The 25,430-nt window shown below is 57.2% G+C and carries 31 protein-coding genes and 1 tRNA gene; 13 read left to right on the forward strand and 19 right to left on the reverse strand.

What is annotated here, in order from left to right:
• Positions 1–57 precede the first annotated feature (57 nt).
• Positions 58–134: transfer RNA gene (locus tag ADIMK_RS14770), tRNA-Asp, on the reverse strand.
• Between the two features lie 343 nt (positions 135–477).
• On the opposite strand from ADIMK_RS14770, the gene syd reads away from it, so the two are divergent.
• Complete coding sequence (gene syd, locus ADIMK_RS14775) at positions 478–1,044, forward strand: SecY-interacting protein (RefSeq protein WP_036189849.1); 567 nt, start codon at positions 478–480, stop codon at positions 1,042–1,044.
• Here syd and ADIMK_RS14780 read toward each other — a convergent pair.
• A complete protein-coding gene (locus ADIMK_RS14780; RefSeq protein ID WP_036189851.1) occupies positions 1,041–1,718 on the reverse strand; it encodes a DNA-3-methyladenine glycosylase I in 678 nt (225 codons plus the stop codon). The genes syd and ADIMK_RS14780 overlap by 4 nt on opposite strands.
• Positions 1,719–1,941: 223 nt before the next feature.
• On the opposite strand from ADIMK_RS14780, the gene ADIMK_RS14785 reads away from it, so the two are divergent.
• Both ADIMK_RS14785 and ADIMK_RS14790 read left to right on the forward strand, forming a co-directional pair.
• Positions 1,942–3,156 (forward strand): pyridoxal phosphate-dependent aminotransferase, encoded by a 1,215-nt coding sequence (locus tag ADIMK_RS14785; protein ID WP_036189854.1) that lies wholly within the window; start codon positions 1,942–1,944, stop codon positions 3,154–3,156.
• 196 nt (positions 3,157–3,352) lie between these two features.
• Complete coding sequence (locus tag ADIMK_RS14790) at positions 3,353–3,721, forward strand: hypothetical protein (RefSeq protein ID WP_036189856.1); 369 nt, start codon at positions 3,353–3,355, stop codon at positions 3,719–3,721.
• 13 nt (positions 3,722–3,734) lie between these two features.
• Here ADIMK_RS14790 and ADIMK_RS14795 read toward each other — a convergent pair whose 3' ends face one another.
• Positions 3,735–4,643, reverse strand: coding sequence for a class I SAM-dependent methyltransferase (locus tag ADIMK_RS14795; protein WP_036189858.1), 909 nt, complete (start codon positions 4,641–4,643; stop codon positions 3,735–3,737).
• Positions 4,644–4,795: 152 nt separating this feature from the next.
• On the opposite strand from ADIMK_RS14795, the gene htpX reads away from it, so the two are divergent.
• Complete coding sequence (gene htpX / locus ADIMK_RS14800) at positions 4,796–5,686, forward strand: protease HtpX (protein WP_036189860.1); 891 nt, start codon at positions 4,796–4,798, stop codon at positions 5,684–5,686.
• Positions 5,687–5,775: 89 nt separating this feature from the next.
• Here htpX and ADIMK_RS14805 read toward each other — a convergent pair whose 3' ends face one another.
• The 4 genes from ADIMK_RS14805 to pdxB all read right to left on the reverse strand — a co-directional run bounded on the left by ADIMK_RS14805 (position 5,776) and on the right by pdxB (position 9,286).
• Positions 5,776–6,063 (reverse strand): DUF6812 domain-containing protein, encoded by a 288-nt coding sequence (locus ADIMK_RS14805; RefSeq protein ID WP_156042939.1) that lies wholly within the window; start codon positions 6,061–6,063, stop codon positions 5,776–5,778.
• Between the two features lie 211 nt (positions 6,064–6,274).
• Positions 6,275–7,384, reverse strand: a complete 1,110-nt coding sequence (locus ADIMK_RS14810; protein ID WP_036189862.1) for an ATP-NAD kinase family protein — start codon at positions 7,382–7,384, stop codon at positions 6,275–6,277.
• The gene (locus ADIMK_RS14815; protein ID WP_051692992.1) at positions 7,381–8,103 is read right to left on the reverse strand and encodes a flagellar brake protein; all 723 of its coding nucleotides are present in this window, start codon (positions 8,101–8,103) and stop codon (positions 7,381–7,383) included. The genes ADIMK_RS14810 and ADIMK_RS14815 overlap by 4 nt, the downstream gene beginning before the upstream one ends.
• A 34-nt stretch (positions 8,104–8,137) precedes the next feature.
• A complete protein-coding gene (gene pdxB, locus ADIMK_RS14820; protein ID WP_197027543.1) occupies positions 8,138–9,286 on the reverse strand; it encodes a 4-phosphoerythronate dehydrogenase PdxB in 1,149 nt (382 codons plus the stop codon).
• Between the two features lie 99 nt (positions 9,287–9,385).
• Between pdxB and ADIMK_RS14825 the strand changes: the two genes are divergently transcribed.
• The 4 genes from ADIMK_RS14825 (at position 9,386) to ADIMK_RS14840 (ending at position 11,296) form a co-directional block, all read left to right on the forward strand.
• Positions 9,386–9,634, forward strand: coding sequence for a hypothetical protein (locus ADIMK_RS14825; RefSeq protein WP_036189863.1), 249 nt, complete (start codon positions 9,386–9,388; stop codon positions 9,632–9,634).
• Between the two features lie 90 nt (positions 9,635–9,724).
• Positions 9,725–10,210, forward strand: coding sequence for a hypothetical protein (locus ADIMK_RS14830; RefSeq protein WP_036189865.1), 486 nt, complete (start codon positions 9,725–9,727; stop codon positions 10,208–10,210).
• Positions 10,211–10,212: 2 nt separating this feature from the next.
• Positions 10,213–10,824 (forward strand): SCO family protein, encoded by a 612-nt coding sequence (locus ADIMK_RS14835; protein WP_036189867.1) that lies wholly within the window; start codon positions 10,213–10,215, stop codon positions 10,822–10,824.
• A gap of 4 nt (positions 10,825–10,828) precedes the next feature.
• Positions 10,829–11,296, forward strand: a complete 468-nt coding sequence (locus ADIMK_RS14840; RefSeq protein ID WP_036189869.1) for a copper chaperone PCu(A)C — start codon at positions 10,829–10,831, stop codon at positions 11,294–11,296.
• On the opposite strand, the gene ADIMK_RS14845 is transcribed toward ADIMK_RS14840, so the two are convergent.
• The 5 genes from ADIMK_RS14845 to ADIMK_RS14865 all read right to left on the reverse strand — a co-directional run bounded on the left by ADIMK_RS14845 (position 11,297) and on the right by ADIMK_RS14865 (position 15,413).
• Positions 11,297–11,860: a hypothetical protein gene (locus tag ADIMK_RS14845; protein ID WP_036189871.1), complete on the reverse strand. Its 564-nt coding sequence runs from the start codon at positions 11,858–11,860 to the stop codon at positions 11,297–11,299.
• Positions 11,805–12,416 (reverse strand): elongation factor P hydroxylase, encoded by a 612-nt coding sequence (locus tag ADIMK_RS14850; protein WP_081849806.1) that lies wholly within the window; start codon positions 12,414–12,416, stop codon positions 11,805–11,807. The genes ADIMK_RS14845 and ADIMK_RS14850 overlap by 56 nt, the downstream gene beginning before the upstream one ends.
• Positions 12,413–13,138: a hypothetical protein gene (locus tag ADIMK_RS14855; RefSeq protein WP_036189873.1), complete on the reverse strand. Its 726-nt coding sequence runs from the start codon at positions 13,136–13,138 to the stop codon at positions 12,413–12,415. The genes ADIMK_RS14850 and ADIMK_RS14855 overlap by 4 nt, the downstream gene beginning before the upstream one ends.
• Before the next feature lie 65 nt (positions 13,139–13,203).
• Positions 13,204–14,067 carry a thiosulfate oxidation carrier complex protein SoxZ gene (locus tag ADIMK_RS14860; protein WP_036189875.1) on the reverse strand — a complete coding sequence of 288 codons (864 nt, stop codon included), beginning with the start codon at positions 14,065–14,067 and terminating at the stop codon, positions 13,204–13,206.
• Positions 14,068–14,087: 20 nt separating this feature from the next.
• Positions 14,088–15,413 carry a sigma-54 interaction domain-containing protein gene (locus tag ADIMK_RS14865; RefSeq protein ID WP_036189877.1) on the reverse strand — a complete coding sequence of 442 codons (1,326 nt, stop codon included), beginning with the start codon at positions 15,411–15,413 and terminating at the stop codon, positions 14,088–14,090.
• A 285-nt stretch (positions 15,414–15,698) separates the two neighbouring features.
• On the opposite strand from ADIMK_RS14865, the gene ADIMK_RS14870 reads away from it, so the two are divergent.
• Genes ADIMK_RS14870 through cydX form a run of 3 tightly spaced genes read left to right on the forward strand, consistent with a single transcriptional unit; the run spans position 15,699 to position 18,544 of the window.
• Positions 15,699–17,276, forward strand: a complete 1,578-nt coding sequence (locus tag ADIMK_RS14870; protein ID WP_036189879.1) for a cytochrome ubiquinol oxidase subunit I — start codon at positions 15,699–15,701, stop codon at positions 17,274–17,276.
• 13 nt (positions 17,277–17,289) lie between these two features.
• Positions 17,290–18,432 carry a cytochrome d ubiquinol oxidase subunit II gene (cydB, locus tag ADIMK_RS14875; protein WP_036189881.1) on the forward strand — a complete coding sequence of 381 codons (1,143 nt, stop codon included), beginning with the start codon at positions 17,290–17,292 and terminating at the stop codon, positions 18,430–18,432.
• A gap of 10 nt (positions 18,433–18,442) precedes the next feature.
• Positions 18,443–18,544 (forward strand): cytochrome bd-I oxidase subunit CydX, encoded by a 102-nt coding sequence (cydX, locus tag ADIMK_RS21760; protein ID WP_036189883.1) that lies wholly within the window; start codon positions 18,443–18,445, stop codon positions 18,542–18,544.
• A gap of 47 nt (positions 18,545–18,591) precedes the next feature.
• On the opposite strand, the gene ADIMK_RS14885 is transcribed toward cydX, so the two are convergent.
• The 6 genes from ADIMK_RS14885 to recQ form a co-directional block, all read right to left on the reverse strand.
• Positions 18,592–19,065 carry a hypothetical protein gene (locus ADIMK_RS14885; protein WP_036189885.1) on the reverse strand — a complete coding sequence of 158 codons (474 nt, stop codon included), beginning with the start codon at positions 19,063–19,065 and terminating at the stop codon, positions 18,592–18,594.
• Positions 19,066–19,131: 66 nt separating this feature from the next.
• Entirely contained in the window at positions 19,132–19,632 is a 501-nt protein-coding gene (hpaC, locus tag ADIMK_RS14890) for a 4-hydroxyphenylacetate 3-monooxygenase, reductase component (protein ID WP_036189887.1), read from the reverse strand.
• A 56-nt stretch (positions 19,633–19,688) separates the two neighbouring features.
• Positions 19,689–20,606 (reverse strand): tRNA 2-thiocytidine(32) synthetase TtcA, encoded by a 918-nt coding sequence (gene ttcA, locus ADIMK_RS14895; protein ID WP_156042941.1) that lies wholly within the window; start codon positions 20,604–20,606, stop codon positions 19,689–19,691.
• Between the two features lie 103 nt (positions 20,607–20,709).
• Entirely contained in the window at positions 20,710–21,516 is an 807-nt protein-coding gene (locus ADIMK_RS14900) for a hypothetical protein (protein WP_036189891.1), read from the reverse strand.
• Between the two features lie 14 nt (positions 21,517–21,530).
• Positions 21,531–21,959 (reverse strand): YqaA family protein, encoded by a 429-nt coding sequence (locus ADIMK_RS14905; protein ID WP_036189893.1) that lies wholly within the window; start codon positions 21,957–21,959, stop codon positions 21,531–21,533.
• A 13-nt stretch (positions 21,960–21,972) separates the two neighbouring features.
• Positions 21,973–24,108, reverse strand: a complete 2,136-nt coding sequence (gene recQ, locus ADIMK_RS14910) for a DNA helicase RecQ (protein WP_036189959.1) — start codon at positions 24,106–24,108, stop codon at positions 21,973–21,975.
• Positions 24,109–24,227: 119 nt separating this feature from the next.
• On the opposite strand from recQ, the gene ADIMK_RS14915 reads away from it, so the two are divergent.
• Together ADIMK_RS14915 and ADIMK_RS14920 are read left to right on the forward strand one after the other, a co-directional pair.
• Positions 24,228–24,809 (forward strand): YecA/YgfB family protein, encoded by a 582-nt coding sequence (locus ADIMK_RS14915; RefSeq protein ID WP_036189895.1) that lies wholly within the window; start codon positions 24,228–24,230, stop codon positions 24,807–24,809.
• Between the two features lie 21 nt (positions 24,810–24,830).
• A complete protein-coding gene (locus ADIMK_RS14920) occupies positions 24,831–25,070 on the forward strand; it encodes a hypothetical protein (protein ID WP_036189897.1) in 240 nt (79 codons plus the stop codon).
• 11 nt (positions 25,071–25,081) lie between these two features.
• Here ADIMK_RS14920 and ADIMK_RS14925 read toward each other — a convergent pair whose 3' ends face one another.
• A complete protein-coding gene (locus ADIMK_RS14925; protein ID WP_036189905.1) occupies positions 25,082–25,414 on the reverse strand; it encodes a cupin domain-containing protein in 333 nt (110 codons plus the stop codon).
• Positions 25,415–25,430 lie beyond the last annotated feature (16 nt).

The following is a 25,430-nucleotide window of genomic DNA, read 5'->3' on the forward strand; positions in this document are numbered from 1 at the left end:
CTATTCGCCCAAAACGCTGGCTCTTAATACGACCTTCCGAGCACTTTGGAAGGAAGTTGGCGGAACGGACGGGACTCGAACCCGCGACCCCCTGCGTGACAGGCAGGTATTCTAACCAACTGAACTACCGCTCCATTTTACACGGTGCACCACACTTAACATATGGTTTCCGTTTCGCCCCAGCGGGTTACCCCTCAGAACGGAGTGCGAATTTTAATGTCTTTTCCTGTGTTGTCAAACGGTTATGAAAAATATTTTTTCATACACAGAGCATTGACTCACTACCTTTTTTCGGCCTGCATTCGCGGCTTACCGAAAAAGCGCGCACACAATAAACCTTTCATCGGCCATAGCCAAGCAAGAAATTCAACACTCTGCGTATAGCACTCCAAACACGCGGGACAATGTCAGCGTTTTCGTCACAACACCCAGGTAACTGGTATTGTTACGTCATCATCTGAAAAACGATACGGCACCATGACTTCCGAACTAGCTCCTCTACTTGACGCCTTCGTCAACCGATACATTGAAGAAAATCAGGCACAAGCAGGCGAACTACCCTGCCACACCTTTGATCCGGACTGGCCGTCACCCTGCATCATTACTGAGGCCCCACAGCCAGGACAGAGAGCGCACTGGCGCCCTGTACGCCAGCAACCCGCCAGTGACATGTTCGAGCGGTTATCAGAGGCACTGGAAATCACGCTGCACCCGGACATCAAAACCTGGTACACGCGCTACTGGTCGGACCCGATAGCGGCTCGACACCCCGAAGGAGAATTGACACTGCTTTTTTGCTGGAACGAAGAGGACATGGAGCGTCTGCGCGGAAACCTTCTGGGCCACATTATGGCGAAGGACAAGCAGCGCCAGCCCGTCACTCTTTTCTTCGCCTGCACCGACGGCGATGAGTTTATGACATTGGACAACAGCAACGGCAGCCTATGGCTCGAGCGGCCGGGGCGAAAACCGATAAAACAACTGGCTTCGACGCTTTCCGAGTTTCTGCAGCAGCTGACACCGCTTGTCGACGGCGAGCCTTAACGGCTATCGCCGATTGAGCGCGCCAGTAAACGGCTGATCTGGCACAGCGGGCGACCGGACTGCTCGTGCCAGAGATTAAACGCCGCCTGAACTAGCCGAAGATCTTTTTGCGAGCTCGGTTTCTTGTCCACTACACCCTGCGCCTTGAGCGCTGTCACAACATCGTCGGTCAACGCGAAGGTATCCTTGCCAACCATCCGCAGAAAATAGGCACCGGAATTCCCCCCCAGCTGTGCACCCTGCTTTTTCAGCAGCGCCCATAGCGAGACAATGTCGGTAACCGGCCAATTCGCCAGAAAACGGCCAAAACCCTGATGACGCTCCGATAACTCACTCACCATCAAGGCATTGACACGTGTCGCCTTCAGCTTACCCAGATGACGAATCAGCGCTTCGTTTCTCATCATATTTTCGATCTGATCGTCGCTCAGCAACTGAACAGCACGGGGATCAAAGCCGAAAAAAGCCTGCTCAAACGCAGGCCATTTACCGTCGACCAGCGAGTGCTTGAGACCGGCACGAAATATACGCCGCGTCATGTCGGACAGCAGCCGGTCATCGGTGACCGCAGACAGCGCCTCAACACCCAAAGGCTCTGGGCCAAGCATCGCCTCCAGCGACAACTCCGGATGAAGGGCCTGCGCCTGATGACAAAGATCGGTAAAGGATTTCATTACACCTCCGTAGAAAACGCCCGCCAGAACCAAGGTAACTACTCTTGCCCAGGGGCGAAAATACCCGAATGACGACCATCCCAGGCAGACCCGGCTCGATTGTACTGCTATCAGCCTGCGCGTATCATTGTGGCCGTTTCTCAAACCGCTACCCAGGCAGCCACACGCCCCGGCGCAAGACCGCCCGTACGTCACTGCTGGAACTCAGGATCGAAAACACACGATGCCAGCAATCCGCAAATCCAACAAGCTGATCAACGTCTGCTATGACATCCGCGGCCCCGTGTTGCAGGAAGCCAAACGACTGGAAGATGAAGGTCACCGTATCCTCAAGCTCAATATCGGAAACCCCGCACCCTGGGGTTTCCAGGCCCCTGAAGAGATTGTGCAGGATGTAATCTACAACCTGCCCAGCGCACAGGGCTACTGCGACTCCAAAGGCCTCTTCTCCGCCCGTAAAGCGGTAATGCAGGAGTGCCAGCGCAAAGGGATAGCAAACGTCGCAATAGACGATATTTACATCGGCAACGGTGTGTCCGAACTCATCGTCATGGCCATGCAAGGCCTGCTCAACGATAACGATGAAATGCTGATCCCCGCACCAGACTACCCGTTGTGGACCGCCGCCGTCAGCCTCGCCGGTGGCAACGCGGTGCACTACATTTGCGACGAACAGTCGGATTGGTTTCCCGATATCGACGACATCCGCTCCAAAATCACCGAGCGTACCCGCGGCATCGTCGTCATCAACCCTAACAACCCGACCGGCGCCCTCTATCCGCCCGAGTTGCTGGAACAGATCGTTGAGCTGGCCCGTGAACACAAGCTGATCATCTTTGCCGATGAAATCTACGACAAGATTTTGTATGACGGAGCCGAGCACACCTCCCTGGCCTCCCTCGCCGAAGACGTGCTGTGCCTGACTTTCAACGGCCTTTCGAAGACCTATCGCGCTGCAGGATTCCGCTCCGGCTGGGTGATTGTCAGCGGCCCCAAACATCAGGCGCGCGACTACATCGAAGGGCTCGACATGCTGGCCAACATGCGCCTATGCGCTAACGTTCCTGCCCAGCACGCAATCCAGACGGCTCTCGGCGGATACCAAAGCATTAACGAGCTGATCGTGCCCGGCGGGCGACTTCATGATCAGCGCGAGCTGGCCTGGGGAATGCTGAACGACATCCCCGGCGTGTCCTGCGTAAAACCCAAGGGGGCCATGTACCTGTTCCCGAGACTTGACCCTGCACGTTACCCGATCAGAAACGATGAAAAATTCGCCCTCGACCTGCTGATGCAGCAAAAGGTCCTTATTGTTCAGGGCAGCGGTTTCAACCTGCCGGATACACAGCACTTCCGCCTGGTATTCCTGCCCGGCGCTGACCTTCTGACAGAATCGATCGAACGCATAGCCAGCTTCCTGCACGGTTACGAGCAGTAACCCGAACCATTCACATGCTCACTCGACGCGCTAGTGTTTGAGGTGAGCATGTGAAACTTTCGTGTCATCGCCGCGACATATGCTAAAACTCTTTTAGAGGATATCGCATTCGACATGCGGCACTGATGCGAAAGCATTTGCCCACTCGTCATGATGGACGCCGAAACAACGGAATCGCCTGCTTACGGAGCACAACATGTTTCTTAAAATCAAGAAAAACCTCGACATCCATATGGAGCACAATGGGCTGGAGAAACAGCGCCTCGTGCCTGTCACCTCCAATTTTCTGCTCAATATCGATCACATCGCGGAACTCTCCTTCTACACGATCAAGGAGCGCAGAATACGGTACGATCTGGAAGGACATGAATTCGAGTTACCGATCAATACCCGTGTCATCCATATGCAGATGACCTATCTGTATTCCACCCGCAAGGAGATGATTCACGGCAACAAGGGACGCTTGGTGGAGCGACAGTACTATAAGCTCTACTTCTTTCCAGAGAATGTAGAGCCCTACGAAGAGCTTCGTGGATTGATCGAGCAGCAGGTGGGCAATCTGTAAACGGGAAGAGCGCTCAATCCCCTGCGCGCCGGTAGAGGAGCGCCTTCAACCCCTGCTCAGGATTCTGCTCAGGAAAATCATCGGCCAGCGGCAGTCGCTGCTGAAATACGAACGCAGGCGCTTCGCTGGCCATGATCTCTTTGAGAAACGCCTCACTGCATGCCGGATCGTTATGACAGGCCAGGATACGACTGCCCGGCGACGTTAACTCTTCCAACCGGCGTAACACCTTCCGATAGTCACGCTCGGCAACAAAGCTGCCCGGCTGAAAACTTGGCGGGTCAATCACGATAAGGTCATAGGGCCCATGGCGTCGGACACGGCTCCAGGACTTCAACAGATCCAACGCAAGGTAGGTAACGCGATCAGCGGGCTGATCATTCAGCTGGTGGTTGCGCCGCCCGGTCGACAGAGCCCCCGAGCTCATATCGAGATTTACCACCGCACTTGCCCCGCCCGCCACGGCTGCAACCGAAAACGCACAGGTATACGCAAACAGGTTTAGTACCCGAGCCCCCGCTGCATTCTTCCGCACCCATGCCCGCCCGGGGCGCATGTCCAGAAACAAACCGGAGTTCTGGTTCTGCAACGGTCGAACCTGAAATCGCAGCCCCGCTTCATCGACCACCAGCGAATCGGGCACATCACCGGCGACTACCTGAGCCTGAGCTTCACGCCCCCGACCACGTATCTGAACAACGACACCCGTGATTTCCGACTGAGCGATTAAATGCGCTATAAGCGCATCAAGCGGCTCAGGCGCATCAGGCGCATAGACGCGGATAATCGCAACAGGGGGCAGCAGATCAACGACGAGCCAATCAAACCCTTCAAATAACCCGCCACGACCGTGAAACAGGCGACGCACCTGCCCCTTGGCCAGTCGAAGTTGCTCGCTGATGCTCTCGATAACCCGCTGCACTGCGCTTCCCCGCGTAAAAACGCCGAATTATATAGAGCCGTCCTGCCCATTGAAACTTTGTCGCAAAGCCCCAATCAAAGGAGTTGCAACGGCTCCCTGCATCCGAGGGTGCCGTTACCATCTCCTTAACGAACAAGGACATAGAACCGACCATGATGAGAATTGCGCTGTTTCTTGCCACCAACCTGGCCGTCGTGCTGGTTGCCAGCGTGACACTGAAACTACTGGGCGTAGACTCCTATCTCGCACAGAGCGGATTAAACTACGGTTCCTTGCTGGTATTCTGTGCCGTTTTCGGCTTTGCCGGCTCGTTTATCTCGCTATTTCTGTCCAAGACCATGGCCAAGATGGGTACCCGTACCCAGATCATCGAGCAACCCCGTAACGCCGATGAGCGCTGGCTGGTGGACACCGTAGCTGAACTGGCACGCAACGCCGGTATCGGTATGCCGGAAGTTGGCGTTTTCCCGGCCCAGCAGGCCAACGCCTTTGCAACCGGATGGAACAAAAACAACGCTCTGGTCGCCGTTAGCTCCGGGCTTCTACAGCGCTTCCGCCCCGAAGAGGTAAGAGCTGTTCTGGCGCATGAGGTGGGTCACGTCGCCAATGGTGACATGGTCACTTTGACCCTCATCCAGGGCGTGGTGAACACATTCGTGATGTTTTTCGCCCGCATCGCCGGGTACGCCGTCGACTCATTCCTGCGCCGGGGTGAAGACAACAACGGCGGTGTCGGTATCGGGTACTACATCACCACTTTCGTATTCGAAATTATTTTCGGCATTCTGGCATCCACTATCGTGGCGTGGTTCAGCCGTCGACGGGAATACCGAGCGGACGAGGCCGGCGCGGATCTGGCCAGCAAAGGTGCCATGATCGGTGCCCTGCAGCGCCTGAAAGCGGAGTATGGACTCCCGAACGAGCTGCCGGGGCAGCTCAACGCCTTCGGTATAAATGGCCAGCTGAAGCAGGGGCTGATGGAGCTCTTTGCCAGCCATCCGCCCCTGGATGATCGCATCGCCGCGCTCAGTCAGCGCGGCTGAGATAACCTCTCAAACAAAAAGGCCCGGTAAAACCGGGCCTTTTTTTATGGAAAACCACTTAAGTCTTCCTTGCAGTATCCGAGCAGTTTCTAATCCAGCTCCAGACGCATACCCGAGATGATAGGGTCCACCCGAGGCTCAACCTTGCGGTCGCCCGAGCGCCGACCATGGCGGGCGTAAAAGTCCTCGTCCTTCACAGCTTCGGAATGAACCTCTTCAACCTGCTGGATATACCGCTTGGCCAACATCACCAGAGAAGTACCCTTCTGCTCCTCCACATGAACGGGAATGAAGATACGGTCATCATTCATGATGTCCTGCAGACGCTCCCCTTCGGCCAGAAAAACTTTTCCCAGTGAACGTGTTCCGTCATGCATACGGACATACACCTTGATTTGGGATTTCTCTTTTTTCTCGTTGGATATCACAAAACCACCTCCAACCAGCCTGCCTCTACTCCTGCATGGCAGGATATTTAACCCTGTCTTAACCAAGAGACACTTTTGTTAAAAACATAATGATAACAAAGACTAGTCAGAAGTTCAGCGATTACAATATGCGTCGGATCAATTCGTCGCCAAAGCCGCTTTATCCGATACGATAAAGCACCTGATCCCGATAACCTGTATGAACCGCAACCAGGCCGCTCAGGGCCTGATCAACAGCGCTGTCGCCACTGTCGATCAGAAGAGGCCGGCCGGCCAGTAATTTCAGCTTGGTTTTAGTGGCCACCACGTGAAACGCGCTGCGCCCGAGTCGGTTTAATAGCTCGGGCGATAACTGCTGGTTTCCGCGCCCAATCAGGTGGCCCTGCCCGCCTATTGGCGTTATGACTATTCGCGCGGCACAGCCTTGCGTCAGCGTGAGCAAATCCCGAGCCGTGCAGTCAGACGCGATCAACTCGCCATCTTCGATGACGTCGACACCCAACAGCGTATTGGGAATTCCGAGATGATCCATAATCGCCGCGACGGTCGAGCCCGAGCCCATGATGTAGCGCACACCGGACTCCATAGACTCCTCAAAATCAGCCGCGATGTCATCCAGCACCAGCGCCTCGTCTTCACGAGCTCCGTTCTTGACGTGCTGTACATACCTGGGCTCACTCGGGACTAGCAGCTCTCCATAGTAACGCGCTCGAACCTGACCGGCCCGAAACGCCTCCTCATCGATATCGCGCACTTCTCCACTATCAAGCGCAACCAGCTCACCCCGGATCAGCATTGCCGCGATCTCGCCAGCGGCACCCGGCGTAATGGCATACACGCCAGAGTGAATCTTCACGCCTGCTGGAATCCCCAATACCGGGCAGCTCGTACCCAGCGTGGCACAGACATTCCTCGCCGTGCCGTCCCCCCCGGCAAACAGTATGAGGTCGGCGCCCGCCTCTACCATCGCCATGGCAGCCGTTTCGGTGTCACCGGCCGTACTGACTGCACCTTGTTGACGACCGATCACCTCAGGTTCGAACCCTGCTTCACGGGCAACCAGCTCGCCCATATCGCCGCCCCAGGTGATCAGACGAAACGTCAATCCCTTGAGCGCCTCAAGCGCCGTCAACGCACGCAGCTGCGCCCTCGGCTGCGCGCCAAGCTCAAGCGCCCTGGCAACAGTATCGGCGCCATCACTGCCTTTCAGCGCGACACTCCCTCCAAGCCCCGCAAAAGGGTTGATGATCAGCCCAAGGGTAAAACTCAAAGCGCCCCCTCCGTCGGCAGATAGCCGGTTTCGACCAGATACTGCTGATACACAAACCCAGCAAGAATCAAACGCGTATCCTCTTCCAGATCGACAAACTCCACCCCATGACTGATCACACTGAAACTTCCGCCTTCACTTTCGTAGGTGTTGCGGACAATAGCCGGCGCCAGAATCACCTGATCGATGCCGTTGACCGACACCCGAGCGCTGACAAACAGCTTCTGCCCTACCTTGCCCAGTATGCGATTCGCTTCGATACAGGCACCGGAGGTATGAATATCGGTACACCAGGCCTTAACCGGAAATCCGGCCGCTGCCGGATCCATCTCGTCGACGTCAACCGATACCGCGAGGTTCACCGGTACCCGCGTATGATGTCGCACCCGATGTACGTCAACCTGAGAAGGGTAAGCCAGATGCCAATGTGGATAGGGAGTCGTGACGATTTTCAGTAATCGGGTTTCAAATGCGCAGATCCAGTTCCCGGCCATTAACCGGACCGTCAACGGCGCCCCTTCATTAAATGGCAACTGCGTTCCGCTCACACGCGGCGCCGATACCACGACAGAACCACCCTCACGAAGGCCGATCAGCTGGACGGCATACCGTCCTCGGGGGGAGCGCATCTCCAACCGCACTCGCTCACCAATCTGCGGACGCAACTCGGCCAGCGTTTTGGCAACCTGTCCATCCAGCACTGGTTGATATCGGGTCATAAGCGGTGCGTGATCCAGAGAGAAACGTCCAAGCTTAAGCCATTACGACGTTGAAACCGAGCTTGAGCAGCAACTCAGCCTGCTGTTTATTCTCCAGCCCCATGATCTGCAAGCTGGAAAACTCACGACGAACGGGGTAGTGCTTGCGCAGACGGTCAAAGGCGAGCATACGTTCCTCGGGGTCAAGATAGAGGGTTTCACGCAACGCACGATCGTCCCGGTAGGGGTCATACGTCAGCGCAATAGGCTTGAGCGGGTCGACGCTGCCACTGCACCCCAGCATCTCGATCTCAGGCTTGGGCAGTACCGACTCAAGGGTAATCGACACCTCCCGCCCTAACCACTGGCACACCTCACGGTAGAGCATCCAGGCCCCCCGAATCTTGCCATCCAGACTGTAACCGGCGATATGGGGCGTCGCGATAACACACTGCTCGGCAAGCTCAGGCAGAACCAGAGGCTCCTCCTCCCACACATCCAGTACCAAATGCACATCGCTGCGTCGACGCATAAACTGGATCAGCGCCCAGTTATCGATCACCGGCCCCCTGCCGGCATTTAATAGCACGGCACCCGGCTTCAACAACTCAAGATTGCCCTCGTTGAGCAGGTGGCGAGTCGGGTATGGACCGTCGTCGACAAGCGGCGTGTGTAGCGCAACCAGATCGGACCGTGAGAGCAACTCCTCCAGCTCGACAAAACCCTCATGCCCTTCCCGCTCGGCCCTTGGCGGATCGCTGACCAGCACCTCCAAACCAAGCGCGCGCAACCGGCTGACCAACCGCCCGCCCACATTGCCGGCGCCCACCACCCCGACGGTACGCGTGAGCGGATCGACCCCATGCTGGGCACACAGATGCCACAAGGCGCTTAATACGTACTCAACGACGGCATCGGCATTACAGCCCGGCGCACTGCACCAGCGCACGCCTCTTCTGTCGAGCCATTGGGTATCCAGATGATCGGTACCAATCGTGGCAGTACCGACAAACCCAACGCGACTGTCAGACAACAAGGGCTCGTCTACACGCGTAATAGAGCGGACCAGCAGAATATCGCTGTCGGCCACATCCGCAGCACTGAGTTTGCGCCCGGGCAGTCGGCGGATCTCCCCGATATCAGCGAACAGCGCATCCAACGCGGGTATGTTTTCGTCCGCCAGAATCTTCAATCGAGAATTCACGGGGCCTCCGGTTTAAACAGGTGCTTTACAAACAAGCCGCTTTCAGGCTCAATTCCGCGCCATTATAGAGCTCTCGTAATACAGCGGAAACAACCCTTCTTGATCGTTCACTGGCAAAAAGACCGGGATTACCGGATCATCCGGATATATCGCGACCTGGTCGGTGACTGGGTGGTCGAACAGTGCTGGAGGAATAGCACCGGCTGCCAGCAAAGCCACACACTGGTCGACTCGCGACAGGCTGCCCGCGCCCTGATGCTGCAGATCAATCGCGAACAGCGCCGCAAAGGCTTTCGACGTACCGTACCTGGCGAAGAGCAGCTCGACTTCGGTTTCGAGATTTCCTGATCCTGCCTCCCCCGCGCGCAACGACACCCAATGCGTGCGACAATATGTCACTTTCTTCGTTCCAATCTCCAGCCTAGACTGAGACCCTCAATGAACAGCTCGACCGACGCTCATACAGCCCCTTGGATGCGCTTGCTGCTTATCGCTGCATTGATCGCGATACTGATCGCGACAACCCTGTATCTACCAACCTGGATTACGCCAGCGTCACCACAGGGAATAACGCTCACACCGCCGACGTGTGATCTGAATAACGGTCCATGCAGGCTGAAACAGGAGGGCATAGCGCTTGAGTTCGCACTCACGCCAACCCCGATACAGTCGTTGGCAACGCTGAATGCGCAACTCGATATTCAAGGCACCGATATTGAGCGCGCAACGCTATCGCTCGAAGGGCGAGACATGTACATGGGGTTAAACCAAACCGAATTGACAGCCACCGGTAACGGCAACCGCTGGCTGGGGAGCACCGAGCTGGCTGTATGTACAACCGGGCGCATGGTATGGCGCGCTCGCCTGACGCTCGAGTCGAAAGATCGAGTGTACTCAACCTGGTTCGATTTCGAGGCGAAATAAGCATGAGCCAACTGAAGACACTCAAGATACTGCTGATACTGAGCGCCTGCCTGCTGGCGGGGATGGTGGCTGCATTTGCGCTCAAACCCGCCCCCCAGAATATTCAGGCCAGCGGCCAACAACTCGGCGGAGATTTTACGCTTACCTCGGAAGAGGGTCCGGTCTCGCTAAGTGATTACAAGGGCAAAGTCGTTGTGCTCTATATCGGCTACGCATCCTGCCCCGATGTGTGTCCGACCGCGCTTGCCGTGCTGTCACAGGCGTTGAGGAATCTCTCCCCCGAACAGAGCGAACAAGTACAGGGGATATTCATCAGCGTCGATCCGGAACGTGATACGCCAGAGAAACTGGCCCAATATGCCCGTTTCTTCTCCGACCGCATGACCGGTGTCACCGGGAGCCGCGAACAGATTGATGCCGTCGTCCGTCAATACGGTGCTTTCTACCGCATGGTCGACATGAAGGATTCCGCTCTGGGATATGCCGTGGATCACTCATCAAGGCTATACCTCATTGACCGTCACGGAGCACTGGCCGGAACACTTATCCATAATTCGACCCCAACAGAGCTGGGCCAGTGGTTGCAGCGCCTGCTCGAAGACAAGGAGAGCTAACACGATGAAAGCCCTGACAACGCTGGTGCTAGGTGGATTACTGAGTTCGCAGGTATGGGCGGCCGATGTCGAAGTGACCGATCCCTACGCACGGGCGGTACCGCCGGGACAGCCCAATAGCGCGGCATTCATGCAGCTACAAAACCGTGGAGAAGACACCCTTACCCTGATCGGCGCAAGTTCGGACGTGGCAAAGGCTGTAGAACTTCACACCCATACACAGGATCAGGGTGTCATGCGCATGCGCCGTATCGACGCCATAGAGTTGCCGCCTCACCACACAGTGAGCCTGCAGCCCGGCGGACTGCACGTGATGATGATTGGCCTGAATCGCGGCTTGTCTGAAGGGGATGAAATCAGCCTGTCGCTATCCTACTCTGACGGCAGCGAACAGACACTGACAGTACCTGTTCGCGCGGTCATGCCGGCAGGACATGGCGGCAACGGCATGAAGAAGATGGGCCAGCAGTAATCAGCAGAGCTTACAGCCGCGCAAGCGGCTGTCGAAATGCCCGTACACCAGCAGACAAACTTCTTTTTCACTGCCCTGCCCGAGGTAGTCTACGTGGTCCCGATCGCCGTAGCTGGCATTGAACATCCCCTCCTGCGCTGCCACCGGCATCACGCGATAGCTCTTGAGCCCCACCTGATAAACACCGCTGTAATGCGGGTAATGGAGTTCACCGTCTCGCCCAAGCCGCAACCACCCCGGCCCTGCATCGAACTGGCGCAGCGCAGGCACCTTTAACGGATTATCGGTGTGTAGCGAGAGAAAAAAATCGACCTGCCCCGGCGTATCGAAGACACCGAGCACCCAAAGGGAAGGCTCCCCTGTCAGCGAAAGGGCGTAGAGATACCAGTTGCTCTCACCCTCTACCTGGATGCCGAGGCGGTGATACAGAAAATCAACCGATCGGCAGACAGAGTGATCCAACAGAGAGGCCGGCAATACCGGTTCAGAAAAAGTGCCAGCCTCCGTATCAACCGGAAGTGACTGTGCCTGCCAGCGACTCGCCTGAATTCTCAAATCGCGCATAGATCTCTCCAGCCGGCAGATGGCGCTCCAATGCAAAACTGTCGGCGGTCAATAACGGAATGCCGTAGAACGACCGCAAAGCGGACGATAGAGCCTCAACCCGCTCGGGCAACCCTTGCTCAAGCAGTTCAAGCACCCTTGAATGAACATTACGCATGAATTCGCTACTGGCACCTAGACCTGCAGACAGATTGTCCGCGCTGAAGTGAAACCGGTGTCCGGCAGATTCCGACAGAATCCACTCGTACGCCTGTGGCTGCACTTCGACGCGCTCGAACTCCGCCTGCTCTTCGCAACTGCGTCCGTCCGGTTTATACCAGTAACCGAAGTCTACCAGTGTACGCCTTTTTGCACCGGCAACACACCAGTGTGCGATTTCATGCAACGCGCTGGCGAAAAAGCCGTGGGCAAAGATTATGCGATGATGGGGATTGGACTGATCTGCCGGCAAATATATCGGCTCGTCATCTCCAGCGACCAACTCGGTATTGTGAGAATGCAGGAACACGCCGTTGAAGATCGAAATCAAGTCACTGATATCGTGCGAGCGCTTCATTGGTACACCTGCCAACGCCGGTCGTTCAGCCACCAGCTCTCACCACTTTGCCTATCAATGCGCACGGCCACAAAGCCCTTGAGGTCCTGATCGGCCCTCTGAAGCTCGATGGCATAACTCGACACTGGCAGAGAACGCTCCTCCTCCAGCAGAACCCAACTACCCTGATCGGCAAGCCAGGTTTCACCGGTATCGACACGGTAACGGATCAGCACCCAGGCGCCCTTCGCCGTATAAGCACTCGCAACAGCGAAGCTGTCACCACCCTCTGACAACCCGAGCTGATTCACCGTCTGCATCAACTGACCGATGGCCGCATCGATATCGGCGCTTGCTTGGTCACTGACCTCACCTGCGGCATTGCCCTCCACAGCTGCAGAAGACGAGCCCGACGTGCGCTCTGAAAGATGCTGCAGGCGTGCCAGCAATATCTGATTCATCTCAGCCTGTTGCTGACTGGCATTTTTCAGCTGGATCAACTGCTCCTGCATCAGCACTAAACGTCCGCTTAGCTGATCAATCTGGTTCGAAATCTGCGCACCGCTCACCGCGCGCGCCGGCACTTCGGACGGAGCACCACCTGTGCTCTCCCGAGGAGCTGGAGATTCCGGCATCGCTTGCTCGGCATCAGGTTGACCTGTTTGAGGCTGGACATTGGCGGCGTTGCAACCTGCCAACAACAGACCAAGCGCCACACTTGGCAACACGCGGCTGAATAACACGAGGACACTCCTGAAAAATTGCGTCGGCGGATTGTAGCAAACTGAATCGCTGCCGTGACCGGCTCTCAATCAAGATCCGACAGGCTGGTCACCAGCTTGCCTTTGTTCCCGTCAGCAGCCCACCAGTTCAACACCAGCTCATCATCTGCTTTTCCGCCTGTAAAACTGAACCGGAAATAGGGCTCGAACCAGAGCGCCTCGCTAAGCTCCGCCCTCAGTAGACGGGTCTTGCCATGAAGAATCTCAAAGCGCTCAATTACCGGGGTTGAGACCTGATTTAACGTACCGTTATGAATATGCTTGGATAATGATGCAGTGGATCTGAATTCGACGACAGTCCCGGCGGCGCCTCTCCAGGCCCTCAGTTCCATATCATCGAGCCTCGATAGAACGGGAGTCTTTGCCTCGACCACGCTGGCCACGGCGACACTGGCCGCAACGGAAGGCACGGCAGCACTTGCCTGAACCTCAGCAGGTTTACCGTCCTGAGCGGTTGACTCAACCCTGCCTGAGGCCTGCGGTGCAATGACCTTGCCATCCAGGGTGTAACTGCGCCGGGCAGAGAGCACGCGGTCAGCCGTGCGCACGACCACCAATACCCCATTACCGGCAGCACGGAAACGGGTCGAGAGCTCCGGACGTGTACCGGGTTCAAGATAGAAGTTCGCCAGCGATTGCGGCTTCAGCTCATCGCTCAGCAGCCGAATTGACCGCACACCGTCCTGAAAGACACGAATGCCCAATGGAACCGGCGATTCGGGATCAACCAGGACCGGCAGCTGCAACAATATATCAGCCGAGGACTCATACCTCGGCACCCCCATATTTGGCACCTGCAAGTTACCGTCGAGCAATGGAAGGTCGGCCTGGGCAGGCCCAGCAGCACCGAGCAACACGGCCATCAAACCTGTTCTCACCCACTTGCCCATCGATCGACCTCCGTTTCCGTTCAGCCCACGCGCAACTGACGTAATTTGCGATACAAGGTGCGCTCGCTCATACCAAGTTTGGCGGCAAGCTCGCGGTTATCGCCCTTGAACCGTGCCGCCACCTGCCGGAGATATTGTGCCTCGACCTGCTCAAGCGGCAGGACCTCCCGTGGGCGCTCACCACTGACAACCGCTCCTTCCGATACGCTTAACACCTCAGGCGATAACTGATCGATATCGATCACACCGTTATCGGCAAGCAGGATGCCGCGTTCAAGTATATTTCTCAACTCCCTGATATTTCCGGGGAAGTCATATCGCCTCATTGCCTGCAAGGCATCTTTGCTCACCTTGACAGCCGTCCCGCCTGGCAGCCTGCGCAGCAGCACTTCAATCAGCAGTGGCAGATCGTCGATGCGCTCTTTGAGCGTCGGTAAAGGTATGGGAAAAGGCGAAATGCGATAGTACAGGTCTTGCCGGAAACGGCCCTGCTCGACCATCTGTTTGAGGTTTCGATGGGTTGCACACACCAAGCGAACATCTGCATGCTGGGGCTCTAACCCACCCACCGAGCGAAAAACGCCTGTCTCGATCAGGCGCAACAACTTGACCTGCTGCTGCAGCGGAATCTCACCGATCTCATCAAGAAACAGCGTGCCACCTCGTGCCACCTCAACCAGCCCACGCTTGCGGTGAACAGCTCCAGTGAACGCCCCCCGCTCGTGACCGAACAGTTCGCTTTCAAACAGCGCCTCGCTAAGACCTGAACACTCGACAGTCACAAACGGCTTGTGCGCCCGAACACTGCTATCGTGAAGCGCACGTGCAACGAGCTCCTTACCGGTTCCCGACTCGCCCAACAGCAACACGCTGATTTCACTCGGTGCAGCGCGATGCACCAATGAGAGCATCGTATTGAACGCATCGGAACGGCCGACCATACCGCCCTCATCGCCAGCAACCGCCTTAGCCTCGCGCACACAGTGCATGATCTCCAAAAAGCAGACCAGATCCCCCTCGGCGTTGTACACCGGCTGCATGTCCACATCCACATGCTCTTCGCCATTGGGTGTGTTATGCAGATGCAGGAGCCGCTGACGCAGCCCCGTTTCCGTGCAGCGCTTCAGTGGGCAGGACTCCCCCGCCTGATCGCAGGGGACGTTGTAGCCATGGGAGACTTCATAACAACATCGATCGGACACTGGATTGTCGTCAGCGTACGCCTGCCGATAAGCCGAATTCGTCGCCAGAATGCGATAGTCGAGCCCGATCAGGGTTGCCGGTTCCGCGATCGCTTCGAGAATCGCCCCCATCTCAGTGGTGATACATTGCAGCTCGGGTTGCATGCGCCCTCCACAGCACTTGCCTATCTGACATCTGATGCCTGACAAGCAACGCAAACTGTCATAAATGACAGCCATTATCTGCCCACTGTGACATTTTGTCACTGTACCGCCGCTCACCCCGCCTGTATAACGACCTAGCTAAATGCCGTTTCTGCGCAATTTCGGGCAAGTTCACGGACGTAAAATGCAACACTGTTTTCCTGCCCGAGCTGGCACGCTACCTGCTCTGTAAGCTGTTGCCAGGTTCGATAACCACGGCGAATCCATCTTTATCGGGAGAAACTGATGATCTCCGAATCAGTCGTTGATCTTTCGCGGTTGCAGTTTGCCATTACCGCGCTCTACCACTTCCTGTTTGTGCCACTGACGCTCGGTTTGACCTTCATGCTGGCGATCATGGAGTCGGTCTACGTCATGACCGGCAAACAGGTTTACAAAGACATGACCCAATTCTGGGGCAAGCTCTTTGGTATCAACTTTGCCCTAGGCGTAACCACCGGCCTGACAATGGAGTTCGAGTTCGGTACCAACTGGGCCTACTACTCCCATTACGTCGGAGATGTCTTCGGAGCCCCGCTGGCGATTGAGGGTCTGATGGCCTTTTTCCTCGAATCGACATTCGTCGGCCTGTTTTTCTTCGGCTGGGACAAGCTCTCCAAGGTCAAACACCTGATGGTGACCTGGCTGGTAGCGCTGGGCTCCAACCTTTCCGCCATGTGGATTCTGGTCGCTAACGGCTGGATGCAGAACCCCGTGGGCTCTGAGTTCAACTACGAAACCATGCGCATGGAGATGACCAGCTTCGCGGACATCTACTTCAACCCCGTTGCGCAGGTTAAATTCGTGCACACCGTATCAGCCGGCTACTGTACCGCGGCCATGTTCGTGCTGAGTATCAGCGCCTACTACCTGCTCAAGGGTCGTGACCTGCCGTTTGCCCGTCGCTCCTTTGCGATCGCCTCCGCGTTTGGTCTGGCATCGGTATTGTCCGTCATCCTGCTTGGCGATGAATCCGGCTATGAGATCGGCGACGTTCAGAAAACCAAACTCGCCGCCATTGAAGCCGAATGGGAAACCAACGAAGCCCCCGCGCATTTCACCCTGTTCGGATTACCCAACGATGAAACCATGGAAACCGAGCATGCGATTCGCATTCCCTATGTCCTGGGCCTGATCGCAACGCGCTCCATCACCGAAGAGGTGAAGGGGATCAAGGAGCTGATCGCAGAGCACGAAGCACGCATCCGAAACGGTATGCATGCCTATTCGTTGCTGCAACGTCTGCGCAATGGCGAGGAGAGCGAAGCGCTAAGAACCGAATTCGACAGCGTCAAGCAGGACCTCGGCTTTGGGCTGCTGCTCAAGCGCTACACACCCAACGTGGTGGACGCGACCGAAGAGCAGATCCAGGCTGCTGCACGTCACTCGATACCGCCTGTGGCTCCGATGTTCTGGACGTTCAGAATCATGGTCGCCTGCGGGGTCTGGATGCTCGTGATCTTTGCACTGAGCTTCTACTTCACCGCCCGTCGCACCGTCTTCCACAAGCGCTGGCTGCTGCGCCTTGCCCTCATCAGCCTGCCAGTGCCCTGGATCGCCTCCGAGATGGGCTGGTTTGTCGCGGAGTTCGGTCGCCAGCCCTGGGCGATCGGTGAAGTGCTGCCGACCTACATCGCCACCTCGAGCCTCACCGAGGCCGACCTGATCGGCAGCTTGCTGGCATTCGTGGCCTTCTACACCCTGTTGGCGATCATCGAGATGTACCTGATGGTCAAGTTTGCTCGCAAAGGCCCCAGCAGCCTGCATACAGGTCGCTATCACCACGAGCAGTCATCCCATCAGTCCGATGCCGTGAACGCCTGACAGGAGTAAAGAGATGCTATTCGATTACGAAACGCTGAAACTGATCTGGTGGGCTCTGGTCGGCGTCCTGCTGATCGGTTTTGCCATCACTGACGGCTTCGACATGGGCGCCTGCGCCCTTCTGCCATTACTGGGCAAGAACGATATTGAGCGTCGCGTTGTGATCAACACCGTCGGCCCGCACTGGGAAGGCAACCAGGTATGGTTCATCACCGCAGGCGGCGCGATCTTCGCCGCCTGGCCAGCTGTCTATGCCGCTGCTTTCTCGGGTTTCTACTGGGCGATGCTGCTGGTGCTGTTCGCCCTGTTCTTCCGTCCGGTGGGGTTCGACTACCGCTCGAAAATCGCCGACCCTCGCTGGCGTAGCGCCTGGGACTGGGGACTGGTGATTGGCGGTACCGTGCCCGCGCTGGTGTTTGGCGTCGCCTTCGGCAACCTGCTGCTCGGCGTACCCTTCCAGCATGACGAGTTCCTGCGCCCGAGCTACCAGGGCAACCTGTTCGGACTGCTCAACCCGTTTGGTCTGTTAAGCGGCGTTGTCAGCCTTGGCATGCTGTCGATGCACGGTGCAGTATGGGTGCATCTGCGCAGCGAAGGTAAGGTACGTGACAGAGCGCGCCGCTTGACCCAGATCTGCGCACTGATCACGCTTGCCGCCTTCGCACTGGCCGGTATCTGGCTCAGCAACGGCATTGACGGTTATCAGATCCTGTCCGCACCGCCGCATGATGCACTGCCCAACCCGCTGACCAAGGAAGTGATTCGTGCCGAAGGTGCCTGGCTTGCAAACTACGCAACCTACCCGGCCACCCTGCTGGCACCGGTTATCGGTTTCGCCGGCCTTATTACAACCTTCCTGCTCGCCGGTATGCGCTGTCCAGGATGGGCGTTCCTGACCAGCTCTCTGGCCATGGCCGGCATCATTCTGACGGCAGGCTTCTCGCTGTTCCCGTTTGTCATGCCCTCTAGTCTGGAGCCAAACTCCAGCCTGACACTCTGGGATGCATCATCGAGCCACCTGACACTCAATGTAATGACCTATGCCGCCATCATCTTCGTGCCGATTGTGCTGGGCTACACCCTGTGGTGTTACCGTGCACTCTGGGGGCGGACATCGGTGGAGTTTATCCAAAACAACGATCACTCAACTTACTGAGGTGCAACAGATGTGGTATTTCGCATGGATTCTGGGCGTACTGCTGGCCTGCTCCTTCGGCATCATCAATGCCATGTGGCTTGAGATGGAGAATCTGGACGAGGAGCGCTGACACTGCGCCGGGAGAGGGCTCCTCTCCCGGTACTGCGGCTTCCCGATTCAGGACCCGGGCTTGAGTTGTTTGGCGCGATTGGCCAGCCACGAGCGAATAATCGAAGCCCGGGCATTTTGTTTGAGATAGTCGCTAATAAACCTGTCGATCGGCATCGACTCCAGCGCCTCCCTGCTGACCTCCAGCCGCTGCATCAACCATTGGCTCCCCATCACCTCCTCCCTGAGCGAGGTTGCTACACGCTGCTCCCACCCTTTCGGCATATACTGCCGACCGTCCACCGAAAATCTCACCTGGCTTTCGCAATAAAAAGCGGGAATCGCCAACTGCTCGACAAAAGCGGCACACACACGCGTGGCCACATCCACCATGCCCTCGTCGTTGGCACGTTCGGCGTTCAAGCGGATGCTCTGGTTGGTCGCGCCCATATGGACGATGGTATCGGCATGCACGGCCGCTGCAGTGAAGGCGAGGCCCACCAGAACGGTGGACCTGAAGCAAGACAGGAACGAGGCACACATATTCGGCTCCGGCTTGAACGATTCAATACAGACCGATTCCAACGCCCCCGTTATCGAAGAGCGTGATCAGCCGTTAGCAGACAGCGTACGGAATCCGCGATTGAAGTAAAGCAGCGCGTCCTGCACCTCTCTGACCACGATATTGTCGAGCTCGACATAGAGCACCGAGTGGCTACCGACCTCGGCGATATCAACGATACGCCCCTCAAGACTGGCCAGTGACGCTTTGAGCATCGGCTGAGACAGCACCGCGCCCTGCTCCCAGAGATCCAGATCGAACCGCTCGGCCATGGACAGCCCTGTCATGCCGGCGAAGTGGCGCGACACCTCTTCCTGCCCGGCGTTACAGATATTGACGCACAAACGTCCATTGCCCTTGAACACGGTATTGGTATCGCTGTTTCGGTTGATGCAGACCAGCAGCGTTGCCGGCGTATCCGACACCGAACAAACCGCCGTCGCTGTCAGACCACAGGTGCCCTGCTCGCCCTGGGTTGTGACCACATTTACCGCCGCGGCGAGCTGCGCCATCGCGTTACGAAACAGCTGTTGTAACTCGTTCTGCATCTGGAAGATCCTTCTTGGCAGGCTCTACGGCCTGTCCGAAATATGTTGGGTTAAACCTAGAGTGACAGGATGTCGATCCGCTCCATCATCTGAACGTCGCCATTCCCCTTGGGGGTATCCTCTTCGGACTCGGCACGAAAACCGGCCGCCGCATTCGGGTCAACTATGCCGTGCGGGAAACCGAGCTGAAGCCCCTTGAAGTCAAACAGAGCCGTATCGGCCAGGTGAGACGGCACTACGTTGCACAGGGATCGGAACATGGTTTCGATGCGCCCAGGGTGACTTTTGTCCCAACCCTGCAGCATCTCCTTGATCACCTGACGCTGGAGATTTTCCTGCGAACCACAAAGGTTACACGGAATGATCGGGAACCCCTTGAGCTCGGCATACTCGGCGATATCTTTCTCGCGGGCATAGGCAAGCGGGCGGATCACCATGTTCTTGCCATCGTCCGACACCAGCTTAGGCGGCATCGCCTTCAGCTTGCCGCCGTAGAACATGTTGAGGAAAAAGGTTTCGAGAATATCGTCACGGTGGTGACCCAGCGCGATTTTGTTGGCGCCGATCTCATCCGCAAAACCGTAAAGCGTGCCGCGACGCAGACGTGAACAGAGTCCACAGGTCGTCTTACCTTCGGGTACCACCTCTTTGACGATAGAGTAAGTATCACGTTCGACGATATGAAAGGGCACCCCGATCGATGCCAGATACTCCGGCAAAATATGCTCGGGGAAGCCCGGTTGTTTCTGATCGAGGTTGACCGCCACCAGCTCGAAATTCACCGGCGCACTCTTCTGCAGGTTGAGCAGAATATCGAGCATGGCGTAGGAGTCTTTGCCGCCGGAGAGGCAGACCATCACCTTGTCGCCCTCCTCGATCATGTTAAACGCTTCAATCGCCTGCCCAACCTCGCGGCGCAGTCGCTTCTGCAGTTTGTTCTGGCGGGTTTTGCGCTTTTTGTCGATATCGCTCATCGGCGTATCGGCATTTTCGGCATCAAGGAAGCTTTCGGCGGTCATAAACGTGTTCTGGCTTGGATTCAAAGGGGCGGGATTATAGCGCAAAGTCCATACAGATTCAGCGATCCGGCGTGTCTTCTTTAGCCGCGAGCCAGCCGATCTCGATTGCTGTCGCTGCCCCCACCACAGCGTGGTCCAGACTTGGGGGCAACAGCGACCATCCCGGTGTCACCTGTACCCGCCCCCCCATGACTTCAGCCCGTTGCTGAGGAAACAGGGGCGCCTGTACCGGATCGGCAAAACCGTCCGGCCACAGGGGCTTTCCGCTTTGCATATCGTATTTATCGCTGGCACCGAGTGTATGCAGCAGCTCATGCGCCGCCACGAAGTTATTGATCCCCTGACGCTCGCTCCCCGCATAACCGTTGACCAATCCGATCATCCCTTTCTGTAATCCCAGCGAGTGCTGCGAACCGAGCGGATTGTCCGGGTCATAAAAGCTCATGAAGATACGCACATCACTGTCCGAACCGCTCCAGCTATCGTAACGCCACACCCACAGCCGCATCCGCACGGCCCACCATAGCGCTTCAACGATGCTTGGCTGTTGGGGCACGACAGGCGGCAACGCAGTGATCGGCGGTGCCAGCGCCACCTGCACCGGATTAGAGAGCGCCAACTGGTAACGCGCGCCCTCGCGGGCAAAAAAACGCTCGATATCACGAAAGCTCTCGGTCGTAAGGGAGGCAATATAACGGGACGTGGACAGCCGCTGATCTGCATTGATCGGGTAAATGCGTACCTGCACCGGTTCGTGCCAGTCGACACTGCGCGGGCTTGAAAGCAAGACGTAGAGGGCAAGAATTGCCAGCAGCACCAGCAACAGTGCCAGACGCAACCAGCCAAACAGCGTGGATCGGTGCATCCACCCTCCCGTTGTCAGATGTGCAGTAATCCGGCCACGGCCAGATACCTGAGCCCCTTACCCAGCGTAATCAGTATCAGACTGATAACCCAGTTAAACCTGAGCCATCCCGCGACCAGACAAAGCGGATCGCCAATGATCGGCAGCCAAGCAAGTAGAAGCACGGAAGGCCCGAAGCGCTCCAGTCGCTGCTGAGCCTTTAAGTGCTTATCAGAGAGTATGCGAAGTGGGTATCGACGCTGCAACCACAGTCCCATCACAAAGGTCAGCATACTGCCAAGCACATTGCCAAAGGTGGCGACGGTAACCGGTAACAGCCAGTCGCCCCTCTCGGCCAGCATCCACGCCAGCAGAGCTTCGGAGCCGCCGGGCAGCAGGGTCGACGAGATAAACGCGCTTAAAAAAAGCCCCGGAAGCGAGAGATCAGCCCAGACGCTTTCCATCACTCAGCGCCCATCAAACAGCGTCCAGCCCCTGTGCGATACAGCGCAGAACACCGTATTCATATGCGCCAGCCAGTGCCTCGTGCACCACCTTAAGCGATCCACCCTTGTGACGACGGTGTTCGAGGATCGTCTGCTCAATCTGGCGTCGCTCCGCATCCGGCAACTCCACCACCTCGTCCACACTGATAGCACCCTGAGCGATAGCCGCGGCAAGATGGCCGTAGATGACATTGACCGACAATTTCTGCTGACGCGCCACCTGCTCCACGCTCATGCCGCTGCGGTAGAACATCAGTGTCTCCTGGGCCTGTGTATCGGTATCCGGCGCCGGTGCTGCCTGATGCTCTGCAATCAGTTCAAGGAATGGATCGCCATATTGATTCAGTTTTCGCTCGCCAACGCCGTTGAGCCTGCGCAACTGAATCGGTGTCAGCGGCCGGTAGACCACCATCTCCATCAGCGTCGCGTCGTGGAAAATGACATAGGGCGGTACATCCTGCTCATCTGCCAGTTGCTTGCGCAACGCCTTGAGTGCATTCCACAGCGCATGATCCTCGGCATCCAGCTGCTGTTGCGGCCCACGCGAGCGGCCACTGGACACCTTGGACGATGCGGTTTTGGTACGCAGATCACGACGCAGCTCCAGCGACTCTTCGCCACGCAACAGCGCCCGGCACCGCTCCGACAGTTGCAAAGCGCCGTGTCCGGCCTCAACCGTCAGGTAGCCTCTGGCGACCAGTTGCCGAAAGACAGAACGCCACTGATTGCGATCCAGCTCTTTCCCGATACCCCAGGTGGTGAGTTGCTCGTGACCGCGCTGACGGGATTTGTCGGAGCTTTCGCCAAGCAACATATCAATGATGTAGTTGACGCCGTACATCTGGCCGCCACGGTACACCGCCGACAGCGCCTTGCGCGCCGCTTCGGTACCGTCCCAAACGGGCACCGGCTCCAGACAGGTGTCGCAGTTGCCGCAGGGCTTGTGCCCGGGTTCGCCAAAATAGGCCAGTAACGCCTGACGCCGACAGCTGGTGATCTCACACAGGCCGAGCATCGCTTCAAGCTTTTGTCGCTCCACCTGTTTGTGGATCTCGTCGGCCTGAGAACCCTCCAGCATCTGGCGCAGGAAAATCACATCCTGCAGGCCATAGACCATCCAGGCATCGGCCGGTTGGCCGTCCCGACCGGCGCGACCGGTCTCCTGATAGTAGGCCTCTACCGATTTAGGCAGGTCCAGATGCGCGACAAAGCGCACGTTCGGCTTGTCGATACCCATGCCGAAGGCGATGGTGGCCACCATGATGATCGGCTCCTCAGTGAGAAACCGATGTAGATGATGCTGACGCAACTCCGGGGAAAGCCCCGCATGATAAGGCAAGGCGTTGAAGCCACGTTCACTCAGCCAGGCCGCGGTATCTTCCACCCGCTTGCGCGAAAGACAGTACACAATGCCCACATCCTGCGCGTGCTCATCCTTGATGAATCTCAGCAGTTGCTCCCGCGCCCTATCCTTCTGGCCGATCCGGTAACGGATATTAGGGCGGTCGAAGCCCTGTATAAACACCCGCGCATCGGTCAGCTCGAGCCGGTCGATAATCTCCTGACGGGTACGGGCATCGGCGGTGGCGGTCAGCGCGATTCGCGGCACATCCGGGAACAGCCCCCGCAAACGGTTGAGCTGCATATACTCGGGGCGGAAATCGTGCCCCCACTGGGACACACAGTGCGCTTCATCAATGGCGAACAGGGCCAGGTTCGCCCGCTGGAACAGCGCCAGCGAGCGCGGCTGCAGCAGTCTCTCCGGCGCGATATAGATCATATCCAGCTCGCCGTTGACCAGCTTAGCTTCGGTGGCCTGCAACTGTTCCAGCGGTAGTGAGGAGTTCAAACAGCCGGCACGGATACCCAGCTGGGACAGCGCGCTGACCTGATCCTGCATCAGCGCGATCAGCGGTGAAATCACAACGCCCGTGCCCTCTCTCGCCAGCGAGGGCAGCTGGTAACAGAGTGACTTTCCGCCACCGGTGGGCATGATAACCAATGCATCCTGCCCGCTCAGCAGCGTCTCAACAACGGCATCCTGTGGGGGACGAAAACTCTCGAAGCCGAATACTTCGGCCAATATCTGCTGTGCACGCTCAATCATGCCGCGCATTATCCGCGATGCTCCCTGGCAAGTCATCCGCGGATATGCGAATTCGCGGTACACGCCAACGGGTTTAGGGAGTAGAATCAGCGCACATCGAACTGCTGGAAGCCCGCATCATGACCGTTAACACCGCCGCCCTGATTACCGAAGACGAACTGGACATCCTTGAGGAGTTCCTGTTTTCGCCCGCCGTATCGGAAGAAGCACTGGATCTGATCAGTGCCCACGGCCTTCTCTGCGCAGTCAACATCTCGCCGGTAAAAGTACCGGAAGCGGAGTGGCTGGGGCTGGTGTTCGACGGCGAACCCAAGTGGGCGTCCGATGCACAGAAGACCGAGATCGTCGGCCTGCTGCGCAAACTCAACAACACTATCAGCAACGACCTCTACTCCGACCAGGAGATCCTGCTGCCGTGCGAACTGACGCTGGAGCCTGAAGAGGACGAAGAGGTCACCGAGATTACGCTCTGGGCACAGTCGTTCATGGAAGGTGTCTTCATTCGTGAAGATGACTGGTTCGGTCAGGATGAAGAGGAAGTCGCCGGTCTGCTGCTGCCGATCATGGTCGCATCCGACCTGTTCGAAGACAGTGAGATCACTGACATCCGCAAAGACCGTGCTCTGTCAGAAGAGATGTGCGAACAGATTCCCGAAGTGCTGATCGATCTCTACCTGCACTTCCATTCACCGGAAAAGTAAGCCCGGCTTAAGGAGGGCAGGATGAAGAAGATCAAACTCATCTATGGCGACAAACGCGAAGAGATGTGTCTGCTCTCCACCCTGCCCGATATCGGCCATGTTCTGATGATCGATGGCCTCACCTACCACGTGCTCAACATCGCCAAGGCGCTCAACAACACCGACCCCGACGGTCCTGAAGCGATTGTGACCCTCTCAGCCGGCTCGCACGAGCCGCCGGACAACCGCATTCCGGTTATTCAGCCCAAATTCCACCGATAGCGCTTACGCGTCTACCGATCACACATCGGATAGTGAACCGCCAGCCACACTGTGGTCTGATCAGTGGCAGTCCAACTGACTCTGTGACGGGTGTGGGCAGGTATATCCAGCGCATCGCCCGGTGCCAACTCGACCTCACGTCCGTCGTCGAACCCAAGACAGGCGCGCCCCTGCAACAGCATCACCCACTCATGCCGGGGCTGATCATACCAGCCTGATTCGGGAGAACTCTGCCCGTGGGAGACAATACGCTCAATCTCCACATCGCCCTCTCCCGCCAAGCGCTCGAACACCTCGGCCGCACGCGCATCCGGCAAAGCACTGAACAGATTCTGGACCTGCATTAACCGCTACTCCTCA

Source organism: Marinobacterium lacunae (genome assembly GCF_000705555.1).
In the GTDB taxonomy this organism is placed as follows: domain Bacteria; phylum Pseudomonadota; class Gammaproteobacteria; order Pseudomonadales; family Balneatricaceae; genus Marinobacterium_D; species Marinobacterium_D lacunae.

What these genes read in the sequence shown, in the direction of transcription:
- ADIMK_RS14865 (WP_036189877.1), bottom strand. Translation starts at nt 15,413, where the DNA reads ATGCAACCCGAGCTGCAATGTATCACCACTGAGATGGGGGCGATTCTC.
- ADIMK_RS14815 (WP_051692992.1), bottom strand. Translation starts at nt 8,103, where the DNA reads ATGACCCGATATCAACCAGTGCTGGATGGACAGGTTGCCAAAACGCTG.
- ADIMK_RS14905 (WP_036189893.1), bottom strand. Translation starts at nt 21,959, where the DNA reads ATGGAAAGCGTCTGGGCTGATCTCTCGCTTCCGGGGCTTTTTTTAAGC.
- ADIMK_RS14920 (WP_036189897.1), top strand. Translation starts at nt 24,831, where the DNA reads ATGAAGAAGATCAAACTCATCTATGGCGACAAACGCGAAGAGATGTGT.
- ADIMK_RS14780 (WP_036189851.1), bottom strand. Translation starts at nt 1,718, where the DNA reads ATGAAATCCTTTACCGATCTTTGTCATCAGGCGCAGGCCCTTCATCCG.
- ADIMK_RS14785 (WP_036189854.1), top strand. Translation starts at nt 1,942, where the DNA reads ATGCCAGCAATCCGCAAATCCAACAAGCTGATCAACGTCTGCTATGAC.
- ADIMK_RS14805 (WP_156042939.1), bottom strand. Translation starts at nt 6,063, where the DNA reads ATGCATGACGGAACACGTTCACTGGGAAAAGTTTTTCTGGCCGAAGGG.
- cydX (WP_036189883.1), top strand. Translation starts at nt 18,443, where the DNA reads ATGTGGTATTTCGCATGGATTCTGGGCGTACTGCTGGCCTGCTCCTTC.
- cydB (WP_036189881.1), top strand. Translation starts at nt 17,290, where the DNA reads ATGCTATTCGATTACGAAACGCTGAAACTGATCTGGTGGGCTCTGGTC.
- recQ (WP_036189959.1), bottom strand. Translation starts at nt 24,108, where the DNA reads ATGATTGAGCGTGCACAGCAGATATTGGCCGAAGTATTCGGCTTCGAG.
- ttcA (WP_156042941.1), bottom strand. Translation starts at nt 20,606, where the DNA reads ATGAGCGATATCGACAAAAAGCGCAAAACCCGCCAGAACAAACTGCAG.
- ADIMK_RS14835 (WP_036189867.1), top strand. Translation starts at nt 10,213, where the DNA reads ATGAGCCAACTGAAGACACTCAAGATACTGCTGATACTGAGCGCCTGC.
- ADIMK_RS14860 (WP_036189875.1), bottom strand. Translation starts at nt 14,067, where the DNA reads ATGGGCAAGTGGGTGAGAACAGGTTTGATGGCCGTGTTGCTCGGTGCT.
- ADIMK_RS14790 (WP_036189856.1), top strand. Translation starts at nt 3,353, where the DNA reads ATGTTTCTTAAAATCAAGAAAAACCTCGACATCCATATGGAGCACAAT.
- ADIMK_RS14830 (WP_036189865.1), top strand. Translation starts at nt 9,725, where the DNA reads ATGAACAGCTCGACCGACGCTCATACAGCCCCTTGGATGCGCTTGCTG.
- ADIMK_RS14900 (WP_036189891.1), bottom strand. Translation starts at nt 21,516, where the DNA reads ATGCACCGATCCACGCTGTTTGGCTGGTTGCGTCTGGCACTGTTGCTG.
- ADIMK_RS14925 (WP_036189905.1), bottom strand. Translation starts at nt 25,414, where the DNA reads ATGCAGGTCCAGAATCTGTTCAGTGCTTTGCCGGATGCGCGTGCGGCC.
- syd (WP_036189849.1), top strand. Translation starts at nt 478, where the DNA reads ATGACTTCCGAACTAGCTCCTCTACTTGACGCCTTCGTCAACCGATAC.
- ADIMK_RS14915 (WP_036189895.1), top strand. Translation starts at nt 24,228, where the DNA reads ATGACCGTTAACACCGCCGCCCTGATTACCGAAGACGAACTGGACATC.
- htpX (WP_036189860.1), top strand. Translation starts at nt 4,796, where the DNA reads ATGATGAGAATTGCGCTGTTTCTTGCCACCAACCTGGCCGTCGTGCTG.
- ADIMK_RS14840 (WP_036189869.1), top strand. Translation starts at nt 10,829, where the DNA reads ATGAAAGCCCTGACAACGCTGGTGCTAGGTGGATTACTGAGTTCGCAG.
- ADIMK_RS14845 (WP_036189871.1), bottom strand. Translation starts at nt 11,860, where the DNA reads ATGCGCGATTTGAGAATTCAGGCGAGTCGCTGGCAGGCACAGTCACTT.
- hpaC (WP_036189887.1), bottom strand. Translation starts at nt 19,632, where the DNA reads ATGCAGAACGAGTTACAACAGCTGTTTCGTAACGCGATGGCGCAGCTC.
- ADIMK_RS14850 (WP_081849806.1), bottom strand. Translation starts at nt 12,416, where the DNA reads ATGAAGCGCTCGCACGATATCAGTGACTTGATTTCGATCTTCAACGGC.
- ADIMK_RS14885 (WP_036189885.1), bottom strand. Translation starts at nt 19,065, where the DNA reads ATGTGTGCCTCGTTCCTGTCTTGCTTCAGGTCCACCGTTCTGGTGGGC.
- ADIMK_RS14870 (WP_036189879.1), top strand. Translation starts at nt 15,699, where the DNA reads ATGATCTCCGAATCAGTCGTTGATCTTTCGCGGTTGCAGTTTGCCATT.